Source organism: Haemophilus parainfluenzae, from assembly GCF_003252755.1.
Classification (GTDB): domain Bacteria; phylum Pseudomonadota; class Gammaproteobacteria; order Enterobacterales; family Pasteurellaceae; genus Haemophilus_D; species Haemophilus_D parainfluenzae_N.
Map to the genome: position 1 here is coordinate 187,025 of NZ_QEPT01000002.1, position 16,310 is coordinate 203,334.

General features: G+C 39.6%; 16 protein-coding genes. 7 read left to right on the forward strand and 9 right to left on the reverse strand.

What is annotated here, in order from left to right; all coding sequences use genetic code 11:
* Nucleotides 1–227 precede the first annotated feature (227 nt).
* Nucleotides 228–740, forward strand: coding sequence for a hypothetical protein (locus DPV95_RS03175; protein ID WP_053087333.1), 513 nt, complete (start codon nt 228–230; stop codon nt 738–740).
* Between the two features lie 263 nt (nt 741–1,003).
* On the opposite strand, the gene aspA is transcribed toward DPV95_RS03175, so the two are convergent.
* From aspA to ureA, 9 genes are all read right to left on the reverse strand, one after another.
* The gene (gene aspA / locus DPV95_RS03180) at nt 1,004–2,422 is read right to left on the reverse strand and encodes an aspartate ammonia-lyase (RefSeq protein ID WP_049367880.1); all 1,419 of its coding nucleotides are present in this window, start codon (nt 2,420–2,422) and stop codon (nt 1,004–1,006) included.
* A 161-nt stretch (nt 2,423–2,583) separates the two neighbouring features.
* Entirely contained in the window at nt 2,584–3,396 is an 813-nt protein-coding gene (locus tag DPV95_RS03185; protein ID WP_049367879.1) for an urease accessory protein UreD, read from the reverse strand.
* 52 nt (nt 3,397–3,448) lie between these two features.
* Nucleotides 3,449–4,084: an urease accessory protein UreG gene (ureG, locus tag DPV95_RS03190; RefSeq protein ID WP_049367878.1), complete on the reverse strand. Its 636-nt coding sequence runs from the start codon at nt 4,082–4,084 to the stop codon at nt 3,449–3,451.
* 82 nt (nt 4,085–4,166) lie between these two features.
* A complete protein-coding gene (locus DPV95_RS03195) occupies nt 4,167–4,874 on the reverse strand; it encodes an urease accessory protein UreF (protein ID WP_049367877.1) in 708 nt (235 codons plus the stop codon).
* Nucleotides 4,859–5,416, reverse strand: a complete 558-nt coding sequence (ureE, locus tag DPV95_RS03200) for an urease accessory protein UreE (protein WP_111406641.1) — start codon at nt 5,414–5,416, stop codon at nt 4,859–4,861. The genes DPV95_RS03195 and ureE overlap by 16 nt, the downstream gene beginning before the upstream one ends.
* Before the next feature lie 254 nt (nt 5,417–5,670).
* On the reverse strand, nt 5,671–6,291 hold the full coding sequence (locus DPV95_RS03205; protein ID WP_049367875.1) for a glutathione S-transferase: 621 nt from the start codon (nt 6,289–6,291) through the stop codon (nt 5,671–5,673).
* Nucleotides 6,292–6,328: 37 nt separating this feature from the next.
* A complete protein-coding gene (gene ureC, locus DPV95_RS03210; RefSeq protein ID WP_049367874.1) occupies nt 6,329–8,047 on the reverse strand; it encodes an urease subunit alpha in 1,719 nt (572 codons plus the stop codon).
* Between the two features lie 11 nt (nt 8,048–8,058).
* Nucleotides 8,059–8,364, reverse strand: a complete 306-nt coding sequence (gene ureB, locus DPV95_RS03215; RefSeq protein ID WP_005629499.1) for an urease subunit beta — start codon at nt 8,362–8,364, stop codon at nt 8,059–8,061.
* 170 nt (nt 8,365–8,534) lie between these two features.
* Nucleotides 8,535–8,837 carry an urease subunit gamma gene (gene ureA / locus DPV95_RS03220; RefSeq protein ID WP_049367873.1) on the reverse strand — a complete coding sequence of 101 codons (303 nt, stop codon included), beginning with the start codon at nt 8,835–8,837 and terminating at the stop codon, nt 8,535–8,537.
* A 165-nt stretch (nt 8,838–9,002) separates the two neighbouring features.
* Between ureA and DPV95_RS03225 the strand changes: the two genes are divergently transcribed.
* The 6 genes from DPV95_RS03225 (at nt 9,003) to alaS (ending at nt 16,268) form a co-directional block, all read left to right on the forward strand.
* Nucleotides 9,003–9,293, forward strand: a complete 291-nt coding sequence (locus tag DPV95_RS03225; protein ID WP_049367872.1) for a co-chaperone GroES — start codon at nt 9,003–9,005, stop codon at nt 9,291–9,293.
* A gap of 22 nt (nt 9,294–9,315) precedes the next feature.
* The gene (groL, locus tag DPV95_RS03230; protein WP_049367871.1) at nt 9,316–10,962 is read left to right on the forward strand and encodes a chaperonin GroEL; all 1,647 of its coding nucleotides are present in this window, start codon (nt 9,316–9,318) and stop codon (nt 10,960–10,962) included.
* A gap of 111 nt (nt 10,963–11,073) precedes the next feature.
* Entirely contained in the window at nt 11,074–11,622 is a 549-nt protein-coding gene (locus DPV95_RS03235) for a YecA/YgfB family protein (protein ID WP_049367870.1), read from the forward strand.
* A 12-nt stretch (nt 11,623–11,634) separates the two neighbouring features.
* Complete coding sequence (gene pepP, locus DPV95_RS03240) at nt 11,635–12,927, forward strand: Xaa-Pro aminopeptidase (RefSeq protein ID WP_049367869.1); 1,293 nt, start codon at nt 11,635–11,637, stop codon at nt 12,925–12,927.
* Nucleotides 12,928–13,030: 103 nt separating this feature from the next.
* A complete protein-coding gene (gene uspA, locus DPV95_RS03245) occupies nt 13,031–13,456 on the forward strand; it encodes a universal stress protein UspA (protein WP_005698692.1) in 426 nt (141 codons plus the stop codon).
* 187 nt (nt 13,457–13,643) lie between these two features.
* On the forward strand, nt 13,644–16,268 hold the full coding sequence (alaS, locus tag DPV95_RS03250) for an alanine--tRNA ligase (protein ID WP_111406642.1): 2,625 nt from the start codon (nt 13,644–13,646) through the stop codon (nt 16,266–16,268).
* Nucleotides 16,269–16,310 lie beyond the last annotated feature (42 nt).

The following is a 16,310-nucleotide window of genomic DNA, read 5'->3' on the forward strand; positions in this document are numbered from 1 at the left end:
CCCTGTGTTTTTTGTAACAATTTGTTTTTTAATGAAAAAATAGCAGTTTGTTGAAATATATATACAATCTCAATATTGTTAATTGTAATATATATTTCAATTCGATATTATTTATCGTGGTAATGATTGAGGTGTAACATTTTGCTTTTATTGAATAAATCATTGATATATATGGTTTTTTTGATAGTATTACTACGTTGATTGTCATATCTAATAAGGAGGAGTTTATGACTACACAAAAAACAATTACTAATAGACGTAAATCAGTGGATGAAAGAAATAATGAGTTAATGAAAACTTTATGGACGGAAGAAGAATTAAAGAAAATCCCTAGATGGAACAGAAAAATTAATCATGGGTTTGCGACATTGCCAAGAGCTTTGCCATTAATAACATTAATACAAGATAAGTTATCTAATGGTAAACCGTTATCTTCTACATATCTAAGTTTATGGTTTAGAGGGAATGATGATGGATTTATAAATATTAAAAACGAAAAAGATTTAGCTATTGAATCAGGATTTAGTGGTGAAAGAGCTGTTTCAACATGGAAATCGAGAATGAAGTTATTACAAAAATTTGGATTTATTGAAATCAAAAAAGGTTTAGAAAATGAATTTCAATATATTTTATTAATTAATCCTTTTATTGCGATTCATAAATTAAAAGATACTATTCAAGAAGGATTGTATACAAAGTTAGCTGAAAGAATGTTAGAAGTAGGTTCCAAATGGGATTAAGGAGTGATTATGAAAAGATATATTAAGCATTTATTAGTTATTATATTAGTGTTTGTTTCTCCGCAGAGCTTTATACATATAGATAATCATATTTTTATTACGAACATTACTGTTACTTTATAGACCTTTAAATAGGTGAGAAAGTTAATTTTTCCTATTGTTGTATTGAAAAATATAGAAATTTTTATATTAAACCATGAATTTTTTAGTGAATAAATAAAAGAGCGGTCAAAATTGACCGCTCTTTTTATCTCTCAGCGAGATTATTTATTTAATTTCGCTTTGTAAGTTGGGTTCATTAAGTTTTCTACAGAAAGGATGTCATCCAATTGTTCTTTCGTTAATAAACCTTTTTCTAATACCACTTCACGTACGCCTTTACCTGTTTGAGCACAGATTTTACCGACTAAGTCACCGTTGTGGTGGCCGATGAATGGGTTCAAGTAAGTCACGATACCGATAGAATTGTAAACGTAGTTTTCACAAGTTTCTTTGTTTACGGTAATGCCATCAACACATTTATCGCGTAAGTTCACACATGCGTTGCCTAAAATCTCAATAGATTCAAACATTGCTTGTACGATAACTGGCTCCATTACGTTTAATTGTAATTGACCCGCTTCTGATGCGAAGGTCACAGTTGTATCGTTACCAATTACTTTAAAGCATACTTGGTTAACCACTTCAGGCACAACTGGATTTACTTTTGCTGGCATGATAGAGGAACCCGCTTGTAATTCAGGTAAGTTAATTTCTTTAATACCTGCACGAGGACCAGAAGAAAGTAAACGTAAGTCATTACAGATTTTTGATAATTTCACTGCTGTGCGTTTTAATGCACCGTGAACAGAAACGTAGTCACCGCAGTCTGAAGTTGCTTCGATTAAGTTCTCAGCACCCGTGCAATGTAATCCAGTTACATTAGATAAGTGTTTAACAACAGAAGGTACATAACCTTGTGGAGTATTTAAGCCAGTACCAATTGCAGTTGCGCCCATGTTTACTTCTAGTAAGTGTGCCGCAGCTGCTTTTAAATGTTTCACTTCTTCAGCCATTAATACAGCAAAAGCTTTGAATTCTTGACCCACAGTCATTGGTACAGCATCTTGTAATTGGGTACGGCCCATTTTTAATACTTTCTCGAATTCTTTCGCTTTATTTTCAAAACCTTGTTGCAAATAAGCAACTTTTTCAAGAAGTTTAGCTACGCTGTTGTAAACCGCAATATGGAAACCGGTAGGGTATGCGTCATTAGTTGATTGGCTCGCATTCACATGATCCATTGGGTCAAGGTATTTATATTCCCCTTTTTTGTGACCTAAAATTTCTAATGCTAAGTTTGCAATCACTTCGTTGGTATTCATGTTTACAGAAGTACCCGCGCCACCTTGATAAATATCAGATGGGAACTGATCTAAACATTTACCGTTTATTAATACTTCATCACAAGCTTTTACAATGGCTTCTGCGATGTTTTGTGGAATCGCACCCAATTCACCGTTAGCTAATGCAGCTGCTTTTTTCACCATTACCATGCCGCGTACAAATTCTGGTACATCAGAAATGGTCACATTAGAAATGTTGAAGTTTTCGACCGCTCTTAAGGTATGGATACCCCAGTATGCATCTGCTGGCACATCACGTTCACCTAATAAATCCACTTCTTTTCTGTATTGAGTCATTTTAATCACCTTTCCTGGTTGTTAATTAATTTGAGGTAATTATAGGAATTTAAATTGAAAATAAATTTGACGTGGATCACATTTCAAATAAGACGTATAAGAGATATTTTCATTTCTCGCATAAATTTTTTTAGGGGAAACATCACTTAGTAATATTAATTTTATACTAATTTTAGTTGCTCACTGATCTTCTCAAAGAGCTTTTGAATGAGCTCTGCACGATAGCCAAGCACTCGTAGAATAAGTCCACCTTCATTTAATTGAGAAATGCCAATCAGTAGCGATTTTTCGCTTTCCTGCTGTTGAAGTGTTTGGACGATTTGCTTAATATCAGTTTGCGTTTTATGTAAATTGAGATAAACCAATGAGCCTTGATGTGAAAAATCTTCCATTTGGCTTAATGCGGTCAATTTCATTTGTGCTGGCTGCCATTGAATACAATCCAAAACAAGCGGTTTAGTTTGCCCATTGTTTTGCAAAAGCTGAACTTTCAGATGAGAAGAAAATTGACGAAATTCAAAACGTTCATTATTTGCTACTCGACCAATAGCTACAATCTCGCCGTAAATCAGAGTGCTATTGGGCAGCATATTGATGAATGTTTTTTGTTTAAGTGCAGAATCCTTATGCAATACCAATGGGTGGGGCAAATAAAATAAACGGCTATTCTCTTCAAGCTGAATGAACGTGTTTTGTTCAGCAAAATCGCCTTCATTCATCGCCTGAACACGGGTAAAAGCTTGCGTATTTAAAGAAAGTGCGGTTGATTCTGCGAGCGTTATTTGAATATTGATACAATCCCGAGATAAGAGCCCAGGCGAAGAAGACATCTGAATGGCATTAAGTCCATTTGTCCAAGAATCGGCATAAGCAGGTAACGTCATCACTTTAAAAGGTGGAGTGGCAAAATACTCCGCAATCTGAGTTTTACCGCTTGAAGAAAGTTTAGTTGAGAGTTTTAGCGTACTGTTCATAATTGATTAAATTTGTAAAATTCCCCTCTCAAAAGAAGAGAGGGGAGCATACCTATCTCACTAATGCTTTTGGCTCTTCCACATTTTTCAATAAGGCGTATTTTTCAATCCAACCAATTACACCATCTAAATTTTCTTTCTTCATTAAGTTGGTAAAGATAAATGGTTGACCGTTACGCATACAGCGTGCATCACGTTCCATGACACTTAAATCAGCGCCAACAAATGGGGCGAGATCAGTTTTGTTAATCACTAATAAGTCTGAACGGGTAATACCTGGTCCACCTTTACGCGGAATTTTTTCGCCTTGCGCCACGTCAATCACGAAAATAGTCACATCGGCTAAATCGGGGCTAAAAGTCGCAGATAAGTTATCACCACCAGATTCAATAAAGACGATTTCTACATCAGGGAAGCGTGCAACCATTTCATCGACAGCTTCTAAGTTCATAGACGCATCTTCACGAATTGCCGTATGTGGGCAGCCGCCTGTTTCCACGCCCATAATACGCTCTGGCGGAAGTAGGCTATTTTTCGTTAAAAATTCCGCATCTTCTTGGGTATAGATATCGTTAGTAATTACTGCCACGCTGTAGCGACTTGCGATTTCACGAGTCAGTTTTTCAATTAACGCCGTTTTGCCTGCACCAACAGGGCCAGCAACGCCAATTTTAATGTAGTTACGCATAATGTTCCTTTTGTGTTGATTATCGTAGAGGTGCTTTTATATCCTCAACGATAAGTAAAAATTCAATCAAAAATGACCGCTCTTACGACATATAAAGTCGCGTATAAAGCACTTCGTGCTGCATGGAACGGATGTCATTTGCGAGAGTTGCTGCACCCAGCCACTCAAGATTGGGCTCAAGGCTTAATTCGACAGCTTGCAAGAGCGCACTACGCAAATCAAACAGAATATCTTGCCCATCCATTTGGCTGAGCGGAATGAGTTTCACGCCATTGGTAATGGTGCCGACTGCCGCATTGTAGTAAAACGCATACAGGGTATCCGCTTTGCTGAGCCCCATCGCTTGCGCCACCATCGCAAACACAATCGGGAAATAGCCTTGTACGGTTTTATTTTGAATCGCTTGCTGAAATTGGCTCAACATTGGGTGTTGTTCATAGCGGATAAAAATTTTTAATAACCGTACGCCGAGTTTAAAACTGCCTTCGCGACTTTCTCGCGCAATTTTGGTCGCAGATAGCGAATGGTCTAATTCGCACAGACGGTCAAAATCATTGGTAGCCATGGCTTCAAATGCGAGCGAAAGATAAGCGCCATCATTATACACCCAGTTTTGAAAAAGCTGGGTTTGTACATATTCTTCTAGGCTTGGTTTTGTCGCAACAACACCTTGTTGAACAAAGGTTTCTAAACCGTTTGAATGGTTAAAGCCCCCGATTGGCAAAGTGGGGTCAACCAAGTGCAACAATGCGCCTAAATCTGCCAGGCTTCGGTTTAATGCTGGTGCCAATTGCCGTCTCCATGGTGGTGATAGCCATGATGCTCATGCGAATGACCATGCGAATGCCCGTGCCCTTGTGCAGAATTTGCTCTTAACGCTTGGCTTAAACGGCGTTCTGCTTTTTGCGGATGAAATCCCGCGGCTTGTAACCATTCGAACATCGGCTTATCGTAAGGTAATGTCACTTCATCACCATCTAAAAAGAGTGGCGAATGTTTATTACCGATCTCATAACAAGCCCGAGCCATTTCAGGCAAGGTTTTCGGCGATAGCACAATCACTTCACTCGGTAAAATTTCAATCGCAATGACTAACTCATCGCTGATAAACACCACATCATCGTGCTTTAAACGTTGTCCTTCTTTGAGTAGGCGAAATGCCACTTCACGCCCGGTATTTGTAGTTTTACGCAGGATGTTGCGCTCACTCTCATACCACTGCAATGCAACACGTTCAATGGTTTGATGTGTAATCTTGCCTTCTGATTGAAGACTAGTTAAATCGCCTAAAATGGTATCCATAATAGGCAGAATGGGGTTGAGGATTTTCATTTTTATATTACTTATTTTCTTCGTTAATTAAGTCTGCCAAATCTCCCCTTCCCCTCTTTGCTAAAGAGGGGATTTTCTTTATAAATTTGCTGTCATCTGACTAATTTATATTTGCCATATCAAAGTAGAACAATGATATAAAATCTCGCTCATTCTTCCCCCCTCTTTAGCAAAGAGGGGAAGGGGAGATTTGGCAGAATAAAAAACAGAGAAATTAGGTTATTTAGATCAATTTCATGACGCAACAAAAATGGTTACAAAGTTGGCTTTGTTTCTCTTAAAACCTCATATTTTTTATTCATCTCTGCTGCCCAATCGGTTAAATTTGGAAATTCTTTTGCAAGATCTAACCCAATTTTTTCTGCTCTAAACAAGAACCAATCAATGACTGCAACAGCCGTTAACGTACCAATGTTTAATTCCGTGCCAAACGATTTTAAATCTTGCTCTAGTCTTGCAAAACTTTGACGATTGCGCTCAATCAGTTGTTGATGGCGAGCTGTCCAGCATTCACTTTCAGGGCGAAGCATTTTTTCAGCCATCATCGGCACGGTGTTTTCCATAATGCCATCTGCTAAGTTATGTAAGGCGAGCGCCGCCCAACGTGGCTTACCACTTTCTGGAATGAGTTTAGGCTCTACCTTGCCTTTTTGGTCGAGATATTCGCAAATCAGCAAACTGCCATAAAGCCAATTACCACAATTACGTTCTAACGCTGGCACTCTACCAAGAGGATTCGCCTGATTATGCGGAGAGCTTGCATCAAATGATGAACCAATTTTAATCAGTTCTGTTTTGTCTAATAGTTGTTGATATTTCAACGTTACCAGCACTTTACGTACATATGGACTGGTGGTGGAGTACCAAAGTTTCATTGTAAATTCTCCTTAAATTTTGACCGCTCTTTTCTGCTTAGAACATAAAATATCGTTGTCCTAATGGCACCGTATCCACGGGTTCGCAGGTAATTAGCTCACCATCTACACGTACTTCATAACGCTCTGGATCCACCGTAATTTCAGGTGTCGCGTTGTTATGAACGAGCTCTTTTTTACCCACGCTGCGGCAGCCTTTCACAGCAATGGTTTCTTTGTGTAAACCGAATTTTGCACGAATATCGGCTTTTTCAGCGGCTTGTGAAACAAAGAATACTGCTGTTTGTGCTGTTGCTAAGCCTTGTGCACCATACATTGGACGGTAGAATACAGGTTGCGGTGTTGGAATAGAAGCATTTGGATCACCCATTTTCGCGTAGCTAATAAAGCCTTTTTTAATTACTACTTCAGGTTTTACCCCAAAGAACATCGGTTTCCATAACACGATATCCGCAATTTTGCCCACTTCTAACGAGCCAATATGATCCGCAATACCATGTGCAATTGCCGGGTTGATGGTGTATTTTGCAATGTAGCGCTTAATGCGGAAGTTATCGTTTCCTTCATTGCCTAGCTCACCACGTTGCATTTTCATTTTATCTGCGGTTTGCCATGTGCGAATTACCACTTCGCCAATACGTCCCATTGCTTGAGAGTCAGAACTCATAATCGAGAAGACGCCCATATCATGCAAAATATCTTCTGCAGCAATGGTTTCAGGACGAATACGGCTATCAGCAAATGCTACGTCTTCCGGCACGCGCTTATCTAAGTGATGGCAAACCATCAACATATCTAAATGTTCATCAATGGTGTTTTTAGTAAATGGACGAGTTGGATTGGTTGAGGCTGGCAATACGTTTGGATACATCGCTGCTTTAATGATATCTGGCGCATGGCCGCCACCTGCACCTTCCGTGTGGAAGGTGTGAATGACACGTCCATCAATCGCTTTCATGGTATCTTCTAAGAAGCCACTTTCATTTAGCGTATCGGTGTGAATGGCCACTTGAATATCCATTTCATCTGCAACTTTTAAGGCAGAATCAATTACCGCAGGTGTTGCGCCCCAGTCCTCATGGATTTTTAAACCTAATGCCCCCGCTTCAATTTGTTCGCGTAGCGGATCTAAAGTTGAACAGTTTCCTTTGCCAAAAAAGCCTACGTTTACAGGCAATGCTTCTGCAGCTTGGAACATACGTTCCATATACCATGCACCCGGCGTACAAGTGGTCGCGTGTGTACCATCAGCCGGGCCTGTTCCGCCACCAATTAAAGTCGTAACCCCACTTTCAATCGCATGCTGTGCTTGTTGCGGACAAATAAAGTGGATGTGGGTATCGATACCACCAGCTGTTGCAATTAAATGCGCACCGTTATGCACTTCTGTGCTCGCACCGATAATCATATTGGGCGTGATGTTATCCATGGTATCAGGGTTGCCCGCTTGTCCGATGCCGACGATGCGACCATCGCGAATACCAATATCGGCTTTGATAATGCCTAATTTGGCATCAATGATCATCACATTGGTAATCACAAAATCTAATACATTAGGATTGTCGCGAGTTGCGGTGCCGCTTTGCGCCATGCCGTCGCGCACACTTTTACCGCCACCAAATTTACACTCATCACCTTTGGTTAATAAATCTTGTTCAATGGTTGCCCATAAATTGGTATCGCCTAAACGGACTTTATCGCCAACGGTTGGGCCATAAGTTGCTACATATTGCACTCTTGAAATTGTTAATGCCATTTTGCCCTACCTTATAATTTGCCATCAATTTGATTATGGAAACCGTAAATGGTTTGCGAGCCTCCAAAAGCCACTAACTCGACTGATTTCACTTCACCCGGTTCGAAACGTACTGCATTGCCAGACGGGACATTTAAGCGCATTCCACGCGCTAAAGTGCGGTCAAATTTAAGGGCGTTATTGGTTTCAAAGAAATGGTAATGGGAACCGACTTGGATTGGTCGGTCGCCTGAATTGGTTACTTCGATTGTGACCGTTTTTCTGCCAACATTGGCAATAATATCGCCTTCAGCTAATTGGTATTCACCTGGGATCATTTTATTTAAATCCTTCTATTTTAAAATTTTCATGGAAAGTCCCCCCTCTTTGAAAAAGAGGGGCTGGGGGAGATTTTTTCGTTATAACTTTACGCACAAAGCAGAATTTTCTTCTGCCAAATCTCCCCTTCCCCTCTTTGTTAAAGAGGGGGGAATTTTCTTTTATCTAATTATCTAATCGGATTGTGCACGGTAACAAGCTTCGTGCCATCTGGAAAAGTTGCTTCGATTTGTACTTCATGCACCATCTCGGCAACACCTTCCATCACATTTTCAACAGTGAGCAGCGTTGCACCATATTGCATGACTTCCGCGACACTCATGCCATCTCTCGCTGCTTCTTGTAAATGGCTTGCAATGTACGCGATTGCCTCAGGATAGTTTAATTTTACGCCACGAGCTTTGCGTTTTGCTGCGAGCTCACCGGCTAAAAAGAGCATCAATTTCTCTTGTTCTCTTGATGTTAAATGCATATTGTTGTTCCTTAATTTAGTATTATGCAAAATGCGCTGAATTTTACGTAAAAAAATGAAATAGGAAAAATATTTTATTCGATTTTTTTAATCATGCCCCTTGAAATCATAAAAATCTTCCTTATATAGAGGTTGCATTAACTAATTTTAAGAAGGAAATTAATCATGAATATTCGTCCTTTACACGATCGTGTAATTATTAAACGTGAAGAAGTAGAAACTTGTTCAGCTGGCGGTATCGTATTAACCGGCTCAGCAGCGACTAAATCAACCCGTGCAAAAGTATTGGCCGTGGGTAAAGGTCGTATTTTGGAAAATGGTACCGTTCAACCTTTAGATGTGAAAGTTGGCGATACAGTCATTTTCAATGATGGTTATGGCGTGAAAAGTGAAAAAATCGATGGTGAAGAAGTGTTAATCATTTCTGAAAACGATATTTTGGCGATAGTTGAATAATTTAAATTAAGGAAAAAAGAAAATGGCAGCAAAAGATGTAAAATTTGGTAACGATGCACGCGTAAAAATGCTTAAAGGCGTGAATGTATTAGCAGATGCAGTAAAAGTGACCCTTGGCCCTAAAGGTCGTAATGTCATTTTAGATAAATCATTTGGTGCACCAACAATCACTAAAGATGGTGTATCTGTCGCACGTGAAATTGAATTAGAAGATAAATTTGAAAATATGGGTGCACAAATGGTGAAAGAGGTTGCCTCTAAAGCCAATGATGCAGCGGGTGACGGTACAACGACTGCGACAGTTCTTGCTCAAGCTATCGTAAATGAAGGTTTAAAAGCTGTGGCTGCGGGCATGAATCCAATGGATTTAAAACGCGGTATTGATAAAGCGGTAAGTGCGGTTGTTTCTGAGCTTAAAAATTTATCCAAACCTTGCGAAACCTCTAAAGAAATTGAGCAAGTAGGGACAATTTCTGCTAACTCTGACAGCATTGTGGGTCAATTAATTGCTCAAGCAATGGAAAAAGTGGGTAAAGAAGGCGTGATTACCGTAGAAGACGGTACAGGCCTTGATGATGAATTAGCTGTTGTGGAAGGGATGCAATTCGATCGTGGTTACTTATCACCTTATTTCATCAACAAACCAGAAACGGCAACTGTTGAATTAGATAATCCATACATTCTTTTAGTAGATAAAAAAGTATCAAACATTCGTGAATTACTTCCAGTATTAGAAGGTGTTGCAAAAGCGGGTAAACCATTATTAATTATCGCTGAAGATATCGAAGGTGAAGCGCTTGCAACCTTAGTAGTGAACACTATGCGCGGTATCGTGAAAGTGGCAGCAGTGAAAGCACCTGGTTTTGGTGATCGTCGTAAAGCAATGTTACAAGATATTGCGATCTTAACTGCTGGTACCGTAATTTCTGAAGAAATCGGTATGGAACTTGAAAAGGCGACATTAGAAGATTTAGGCCAAGCAAAACGTGTAGTCATCAACAAAGACAATACCACGATCATCGATGGTGTGGGTGATGAAGCTCAAATCAAAGGTCGTGTGGCTCAAATTCGTCAACAAATCGAAGAATCAACGTCTGATTATGATAAAGAAAAACTTCAAGAACGCGTAGCTAAACTTGCTGGCGGTGTGGCTGTAATCAAAGTTGGTGCAGCAACTGAAGTTGAAATGAAAGAGAAAAAAGATCGTGTAGATGATGCGTTACACGCAACTCGTGCTGCGGTTGAAGAAGGTATCGTTGCAGGTGGTGGAGTTGCCTTAGTTCGTGCAGCAAGCAAAGTAGCGGCAACCTTAAAAGGTGATAACGAAGAACAAGATGTAGGTATTAAACTTGCATTACGTGCAATGGAAGCGCCGCTTCGTCAAATCGTCACTAACGCAGGTGAAGAAGCATCAGTTGTAGCAAGTGCGGTTAAAAATGGCGAAGGAAACTTTGGTTATAACGCAGGTACTGAACAGTACGGCGATATGATCGAAATGGGTATTTTAGATCCAACTAAAGTAACGCGTTCTGCGTTACAATTCGCAGCTTCTGTAGCGGGCTTAATGATTACCACAGAATGTATGGTTACCGATCTTCCAAAAGATGATAAAGCCGATTTAGGTGCTGCTGGAATGGGCGGTATGGGAGGCATGGGCGGAATGATGTAATTCCCCTTTGCGAAAGAAAGTGCGATCGTTTTTCTTTATAGAAATGCGATCGCATTTTTATTTGTGTGGTGCTACACTTTAATGGTTTTCGATGATTTTATAGGTATAACAATGACAATTTCCCAAACTGAACTTAATCAACAACTCAAATCTGCCGGTATTGGTATTAATGCAACTGAATTACATGGTTTTTTAAGCGGCTTAATTTGTGGTGGACTGAAAGACCAAAGTTGGTTACCACTTTTATATCAATTCAGTAACGATAACCACGCTTATCCAACCGCATTAATTCAGCCGATTACCGAAATCTATGAGCAGATTGGTAAAACCTTAGGGGACGTAGAAGGGTTTGATTTTGAATTGGGATTAACAGAAGATGAGAGCGTGTTTGCCCGTGCAGACAGTTTATCAGATTGGGCAAACCAATTTTTACTGGGTTTAGGTCTTGTTCAGACAGAATTGGATAAGGAAAAAGGCGAAATTGGCGAAGCGGTAGATGATTTACAAGATATTTGTCAGCTTGGTTATGATGAAGAAGATGATGAAGAAGAACTTGCCGAAGCATTAGAAGAAATTATTGAATATGTTCGCACCATTGCGATGTTGTTTTACACCCATTTCAACGATGATGCGCAAGAAATAAAACCGATATTACATTAAAAGGAGCGAAACATGGATCTCGCATATATGGCGGCATTACCGCAAGAAGAATTTACTGAACGTCGTCAAAAAGTGTTAGCACAAATGCAGCCAAATTCTGCTTTGTTGCTATTTTCCGAAATTGAAAAACGTCGTAATAACGACTGCGATTTTCCTTTCCGTCAAGACAGTTACTTCTGGTATTTAACGGGTTTTAATGAGCCAAATGCAGCGTTGTTATTGATTAAAACGGAAGAGGCTGAAAAGGCGGTGGTATTTCTTCGTCCGCGAGATCCTTTACTTGAAACCTGGAATGGTCGCCGATTAGGTGTTGAGCGCGCACCGCAAAAACTTAATGTCGATGAAGCCTATTCTATCGATGATTTTAAAACAGAATTTCCAAAATTAACGGAAAAATTGACCGCACTTTATCATGTGGCCGATCGTCATCCTTGGGGTGATAAATTATTAGCCGAAAGTGCGGTGAAATTTTACGCTGTTTTTGATTGGCAGCCGATGTTAAGTGAAATGCGCTTAATCAAATCTCCAAACGAAATTCGCTTAATGCAACAAGCGGGACAGATTACTGCGTTCGGACATATTAAAGCGATGCAAGTGACTCGCCCAAATCGTTTTGAATATGAAATTGAAAGCGAAATTCTGCATGAATTTAATCGTCATGGGGCAAGATTTCCGTCTTACAATTCCATTATTGCCGGGGGCGATAATGCCTGTATTTTGCACTACACCGAAAATGATCAACCTTTGAAAGATGGCGATCTTGTGTTAATTGATGCAGGTTGTGAATTTGCTATGTATGCAGGCGATATCACACGTACATTCCCTGTAAATGGTAAATTTACTCAGCCACAACGTGAGATTTATGAATTAGTTTTAAAAGCACAAAAACGCGCGATTGAGTTATTAGTGCCAGGTAATTCAATTAAACTGGCGAATGATGAAGTGATCCGTATTAAAACTCAAGGCTTGGTGGATTTAGGTATCCTGAAAGGGGATGTAGATAAGCTGATTGAAGAAAAAGCCTATCGCCAATTTTATATGCATGGTTTAGGCCATTGGCTTGGCTTGGATGTGCACGATGTTGGCCGCTATGATGATGATCGTAGCCGCACGCTTGAAGTGGGGATGATCATCACTGTTGAGCCAGGTATTTATATTTCAGAAGAGGCGGATGTGCCTGCTCAATATAAAGGCATTGGTGTGCGTATTGAGGATAACTTGCTAATGACTGAATATGGCAATAAAAATCTGACCGCGGCGGCACCAAAAGAAATCGATGACATTGAAAATTTAATGAAAAATTGAGAAGAATTCTCAAAATTGTGATCTAGTGCAAGTTTTTTGTGCAGTTAAGGTGCTAATATACTGTTAGATAAAAAAGACCAATCAAATCAGTAAGGAGTCGATTATGTACAAACACGTTTTAGTGGCGGTAGATCTTTCTGATGAAAGTGAATTTCTACTCAAAAAAGCCGTGGGAATTGCAAAACGTAATGATGCGCAACTTTCCATTATTCATGTAGATGTAAACTTCTCGGATCTCTATACTGGTTTAATTGATGTCAATATGTCATCAATGCAAGATAGAATCTCGAGCGAAACCCAAAAAGCGCTAATTAATTTAGCCGAACATGCTGGTTATCCAATAAAAGAAAAATTGAGCGGTAGCGGTGATTTAGGTCAAGTTTTGACGGATGCTATTGATCAGTATGATGTAGATCTACTAGTGACAGGTCATCACCAAGATTTCTGGAGTAAATTAATGTCTTCAACACGTCAAGTGATGAATACCATTAAAATTGATATGTTGGTTGTGCCACTTCGCGACGAATAGTGATCAAAAATTATTTTAGCTCTATTAAAATAACGTAAATTTTAACCGCACTTCTCAATCAATGCAGTAGAGTGCGGTTTTCTTTTTTAAGATCAGTGAAAAAGCCTTTTTCTCTAGGTCAAAATATGCAAGAATAGTAAGCTTATTTTATAAATCGTGATCGAGATAGAGACACAAGGTTTTATCAATGAAAACAACAGCAGAAATTAGACAGTCATTCCTTGATTTTTTCCATAGCAAGGGGCATCAGGTCGTCGCAAGTAGTTCACTTGTGCCTGAAAATGATCCGACATTGCTTTTTACCAATGCCGGGATGAACCAATTTAAAGACGTGTTCCTTGGTATGGATAAACGTCCTTACTCACGTGCGACAACTGCACAACGTTGTGTGCGCGCAGGTGGTAAGCATAATGATTTAGAAAACGTAGGTTATACAGCTCGTCACCATACTTTCTTTGAAATGCTCGGCAACTTCAGTTTTGGCGACTATTTCAAACATGATGCGATTAATTTTGCCTGGGAGTATTTGACTTCTCCACAATGGCTCGGGTTACCAAAAGAAAAATTATGGGTAACCGTGTATGAAACTGATAATGAAGCTTATGATATTTGGCATAAAGAAGTTGGTGTGCCACCAGAACGTATTATTCGTATCGGTGATAACAAAGGTGCGCCTTATGCATCAGATAACTTCTGGGCAATGGGTGACACAGGTCCTTGTGGTCCATGTACGGAAATTTTCTACGATCACGGTGATCATATTTGGGGTGGACCTCCAGGCTCACCAGAAGAAGACGGTGACCGCTATATCGAAATCTGGAACGTGGTGTTCATGCAGTTTAACCGTCAAGCAGACGGTACAATGGAAAAACTACCACGTCCATCTGTTGATACCGGGATGGGCTTAGAGCGTATTTCTGCCGTATTACAGCACGTAAACTCTAACTATGAGATCGATATTTTCCAAAAATTAATTGCGAAAACAGCAGAAATCGTAGGGACAACAGATTTAACCAATAAATCATTACGCGTAATTGCAGACCACATTCGTTCTTGTGCATATTTAATTGCAGATGGTGTGATTCCATCAAACGAAGGTCGTGGTTATGTATTACGTCGTATTATCCGTCGTGCGGTACGTCATGGTCACTTGTTAGGTGCTAAAGAAGCGTTCTTCTACAAACTTGTGCCGACTTTAATTGAAGTCATGGCGGAAGCTGGCAAAGAAGTTAAAGAAAAACAAGCCAATGTCGAAAAATTACTTCGTTTAGAAGAAGAGCAATTTGCTCGTACATTAGAGCGCGGATTAAGCTTATTAGACGATGCGCTTGCTCAAGTGAAAGATGGTGTGTTGTCAGGTGAAGTTGCCTTTAAACTTTATGATACTTATGGCTTCCCACTTGATTTAACCGCTGACGTATGTCGCGAGCGTGATATTGCAATTGATGAAGCAGGTTTTGAGCGTGAAATGGAAGCACAACGTTTACGTGCTCAATCTGCAAGCCAATTCGGCATGGATTACAATAATGTTATTCGCGTAGAAGGTGAAACGAAATTTGAAGGTTATACTGAATCAGAATCTTTAGCCAAAGTGACCGCACTTTTCCATGATGGTAAATCAGTAGACAATATTACTGCAGGTCAAAGTGCTGTCGTTATTTTAGAAAATACCCCATTCTATGCAGAATCAGGTGGTCAAATTGGCGATAGTGGTTATTTAATCTCTCAAGGTGTTCAGTTTAATGTAAAAGATACTCAAAAATATGGTCAAGTGTTCGGTCATATTGGTGAGTTAGAACAAGGTACTTTAAAAGTCGGACAAACAGTCAATGCGGTTGTAGATGCAGAAAGACGTCATCAAACATCACTTAACCATTCTGCAACACACTTATTACATGCTGCATTGCGTCAAGTTTTAGGTCACCATGTAGTGCAAAAAGGATCATTAGTATCCGATACCGCATTACGTTTTGACTTTGCTCATCCGGAAGCGATTACCAAAGCACAGCTTAACGAAATTGAAACGTTGGTAAACCAAAAAGTACGTGAGAATTTTGTAATTCAAACGGACGTGATGAATATCGAAGCGGCAAAAGCAAAAGGTGCAATGGCGTTATTCGGTGAAAAATATGCTGATGTAGTACGTGTTTTAACAATGGGAGATTTCTCCATTGAACTTTGTGGTGGCATTCATGCTAAACGTACCGGTGATATCGGTTTATTTAAAATTGTGGCGGAAACTGCAGTTGCAGCAGGTGTTCGTCGTATTGAAGCGGTAACGGGTGAAAATGCAATTAATTGGTTACATAACCAACAACGTATTCTTACTCAAAGTGCAGATTTATTTAAATCTGACGTTAATACCCTTGTTGAGAAAATTCAGCAACTTCAAGATAAAGCGAAGAAAGCTGAAAAAGAATTACAGGGATTAAAAGAAAAAGCCGCAATGCAGGCGGGTTCCGATTTAGTGAAAAGTGCGGTTAAAATTAACGATATTTCTGTAATCGTACATCAACTAGACGGAATTGAAACTAAATCGTTACGTGTGATGGTTGATGATTTGAAAAATCAACTTGGTTCAGGCGTAATTGTATTTGCATCTATTTTAGATGGTAAAGTCAACCTTGTCGTTGGCGTAACAAGCGATTTAACTACTAAAGTGAAGGCCGGTGAGCTAGTGAATTTAATGGCTCAGCAAGTTGGTGGAAAAGGCGGTGGTCGCCCTGATATGGCAATGGCAGGAGGCTCCCAACCAGAAAATGTGAGTTTAGCATTAACAGTCGCAAAAAACTGGTTAAGCAATAATCTGTAGTACAAGCAGGTCGGTGGGATGCCGATCTTTACTTGATTGATA

What these genes read in the sequence shown, in the direction of transcription:
- DPV95_RS03175 (WP_053087333.1), top strand. Translation starts at nt 228, where the DNA reads ATGACTACACAAAAAACAATTACTAATAGACGTAAATCAGTGGATGAA.
- aspA (WP_049367880.1), bottom strand. Translation starts at nt 2,422, where the DNA reads ATGACTCAATACAGAAAAGAAGTGGATTTATTAGGTGAACGTGATGTG.
- DPV95_RS03185 (WP_049367879.1), bottom strand. Translation starts at nt 3,396, where the DNA reads ATGAACAGTACGCTAAAACTCTCAACTAAACTTTCTTCAAGCGGTAAA.
- ureG (WP_049367878.1), bottom strand. Translation starts at nt 4,084, where the DNA reads ATGCGTAACTACATTAAAATTGGCGTTGCTGGCCCTGTTGGTGCAGGC.
- ureE (WP_111406641.1), bottom strand. Translation starts at nt 5,416, where the DNA reads ATGAAAATCCTCAACCCCATTCTGCCTATTATGGATACCATTTTAGGC.
- DPV95_RS03205 (WP_049367875.1), bottom strand. Translation starts at nt 6,291, where the DNA reads ATGAAACTTTGGTACTCCACCACCAGTCCATATGTACGTAAAGTGCTG.
- ureC (WP_049367874.1), bottom strand. Translation starts at nt 8,047, where the DNA reads ATGGCATTAACAATTTCAAGAGTGCAATATGTAGCAACTTATGGCCCA.
- ureB (WP_005629499.1), bottom strand. Translation starts at nt 8,364, where the DNA reads ATGATCCCAGGTGAATACCAATTAGCTGAAGGCGATATTATTGCCAAT.
- ureA (WP_049367873.1), bottom strand. Translation starts at nt 8,837, where the DNA reads ATGCATTTAACATCAAGAGAACAAGAGAAATTGATGCTCTTTTTAGCC.
- DPV95_RS03225 (WP_049367872.1), top strand. Translation starts at nt 9,003, where the DNA reads ATGAATATTCGTCCTTTACACGATCGTGTAATTATTAAACGTGAAGAA.
- groL (WP_049367871.1), top strand. Translation starts at nt 9,316, where the DNA reads ATGGCAGCAAAAGATGTAAAATTTGGTAACGATGCACGCGTAAAAATG.
- DPV95_RS03235 (WP_049367870.1), top strand. Translation starts at nt 11,074, where the DNA reads ATGACAATTTCCCAAACTGAACTTAATCAACAACTCAAATCTGCCGGT.
- pepP (WP_049367869.1), top strand. Translation starts at nt 11,635, where the DNA reads ATGGATCTCGCATATATGGCGGCATTACCGCAAGAAGAATTTACTGAA.
- uspA (WP_005698692.1), top strand. Translation starts at nt 13,031, where the DNA reads ATGTACAAACACGTTTTAGTGGCGGTAGATCTTTCTGATGAAAGTGAA.
- alaS (WP_111406642.1), top strand. Translation starts at nt 13,644, where the DNA reads ATGAAAACAACAGCAGAAATTAGACAGTCATTCCTTGATTTTTTCCAT.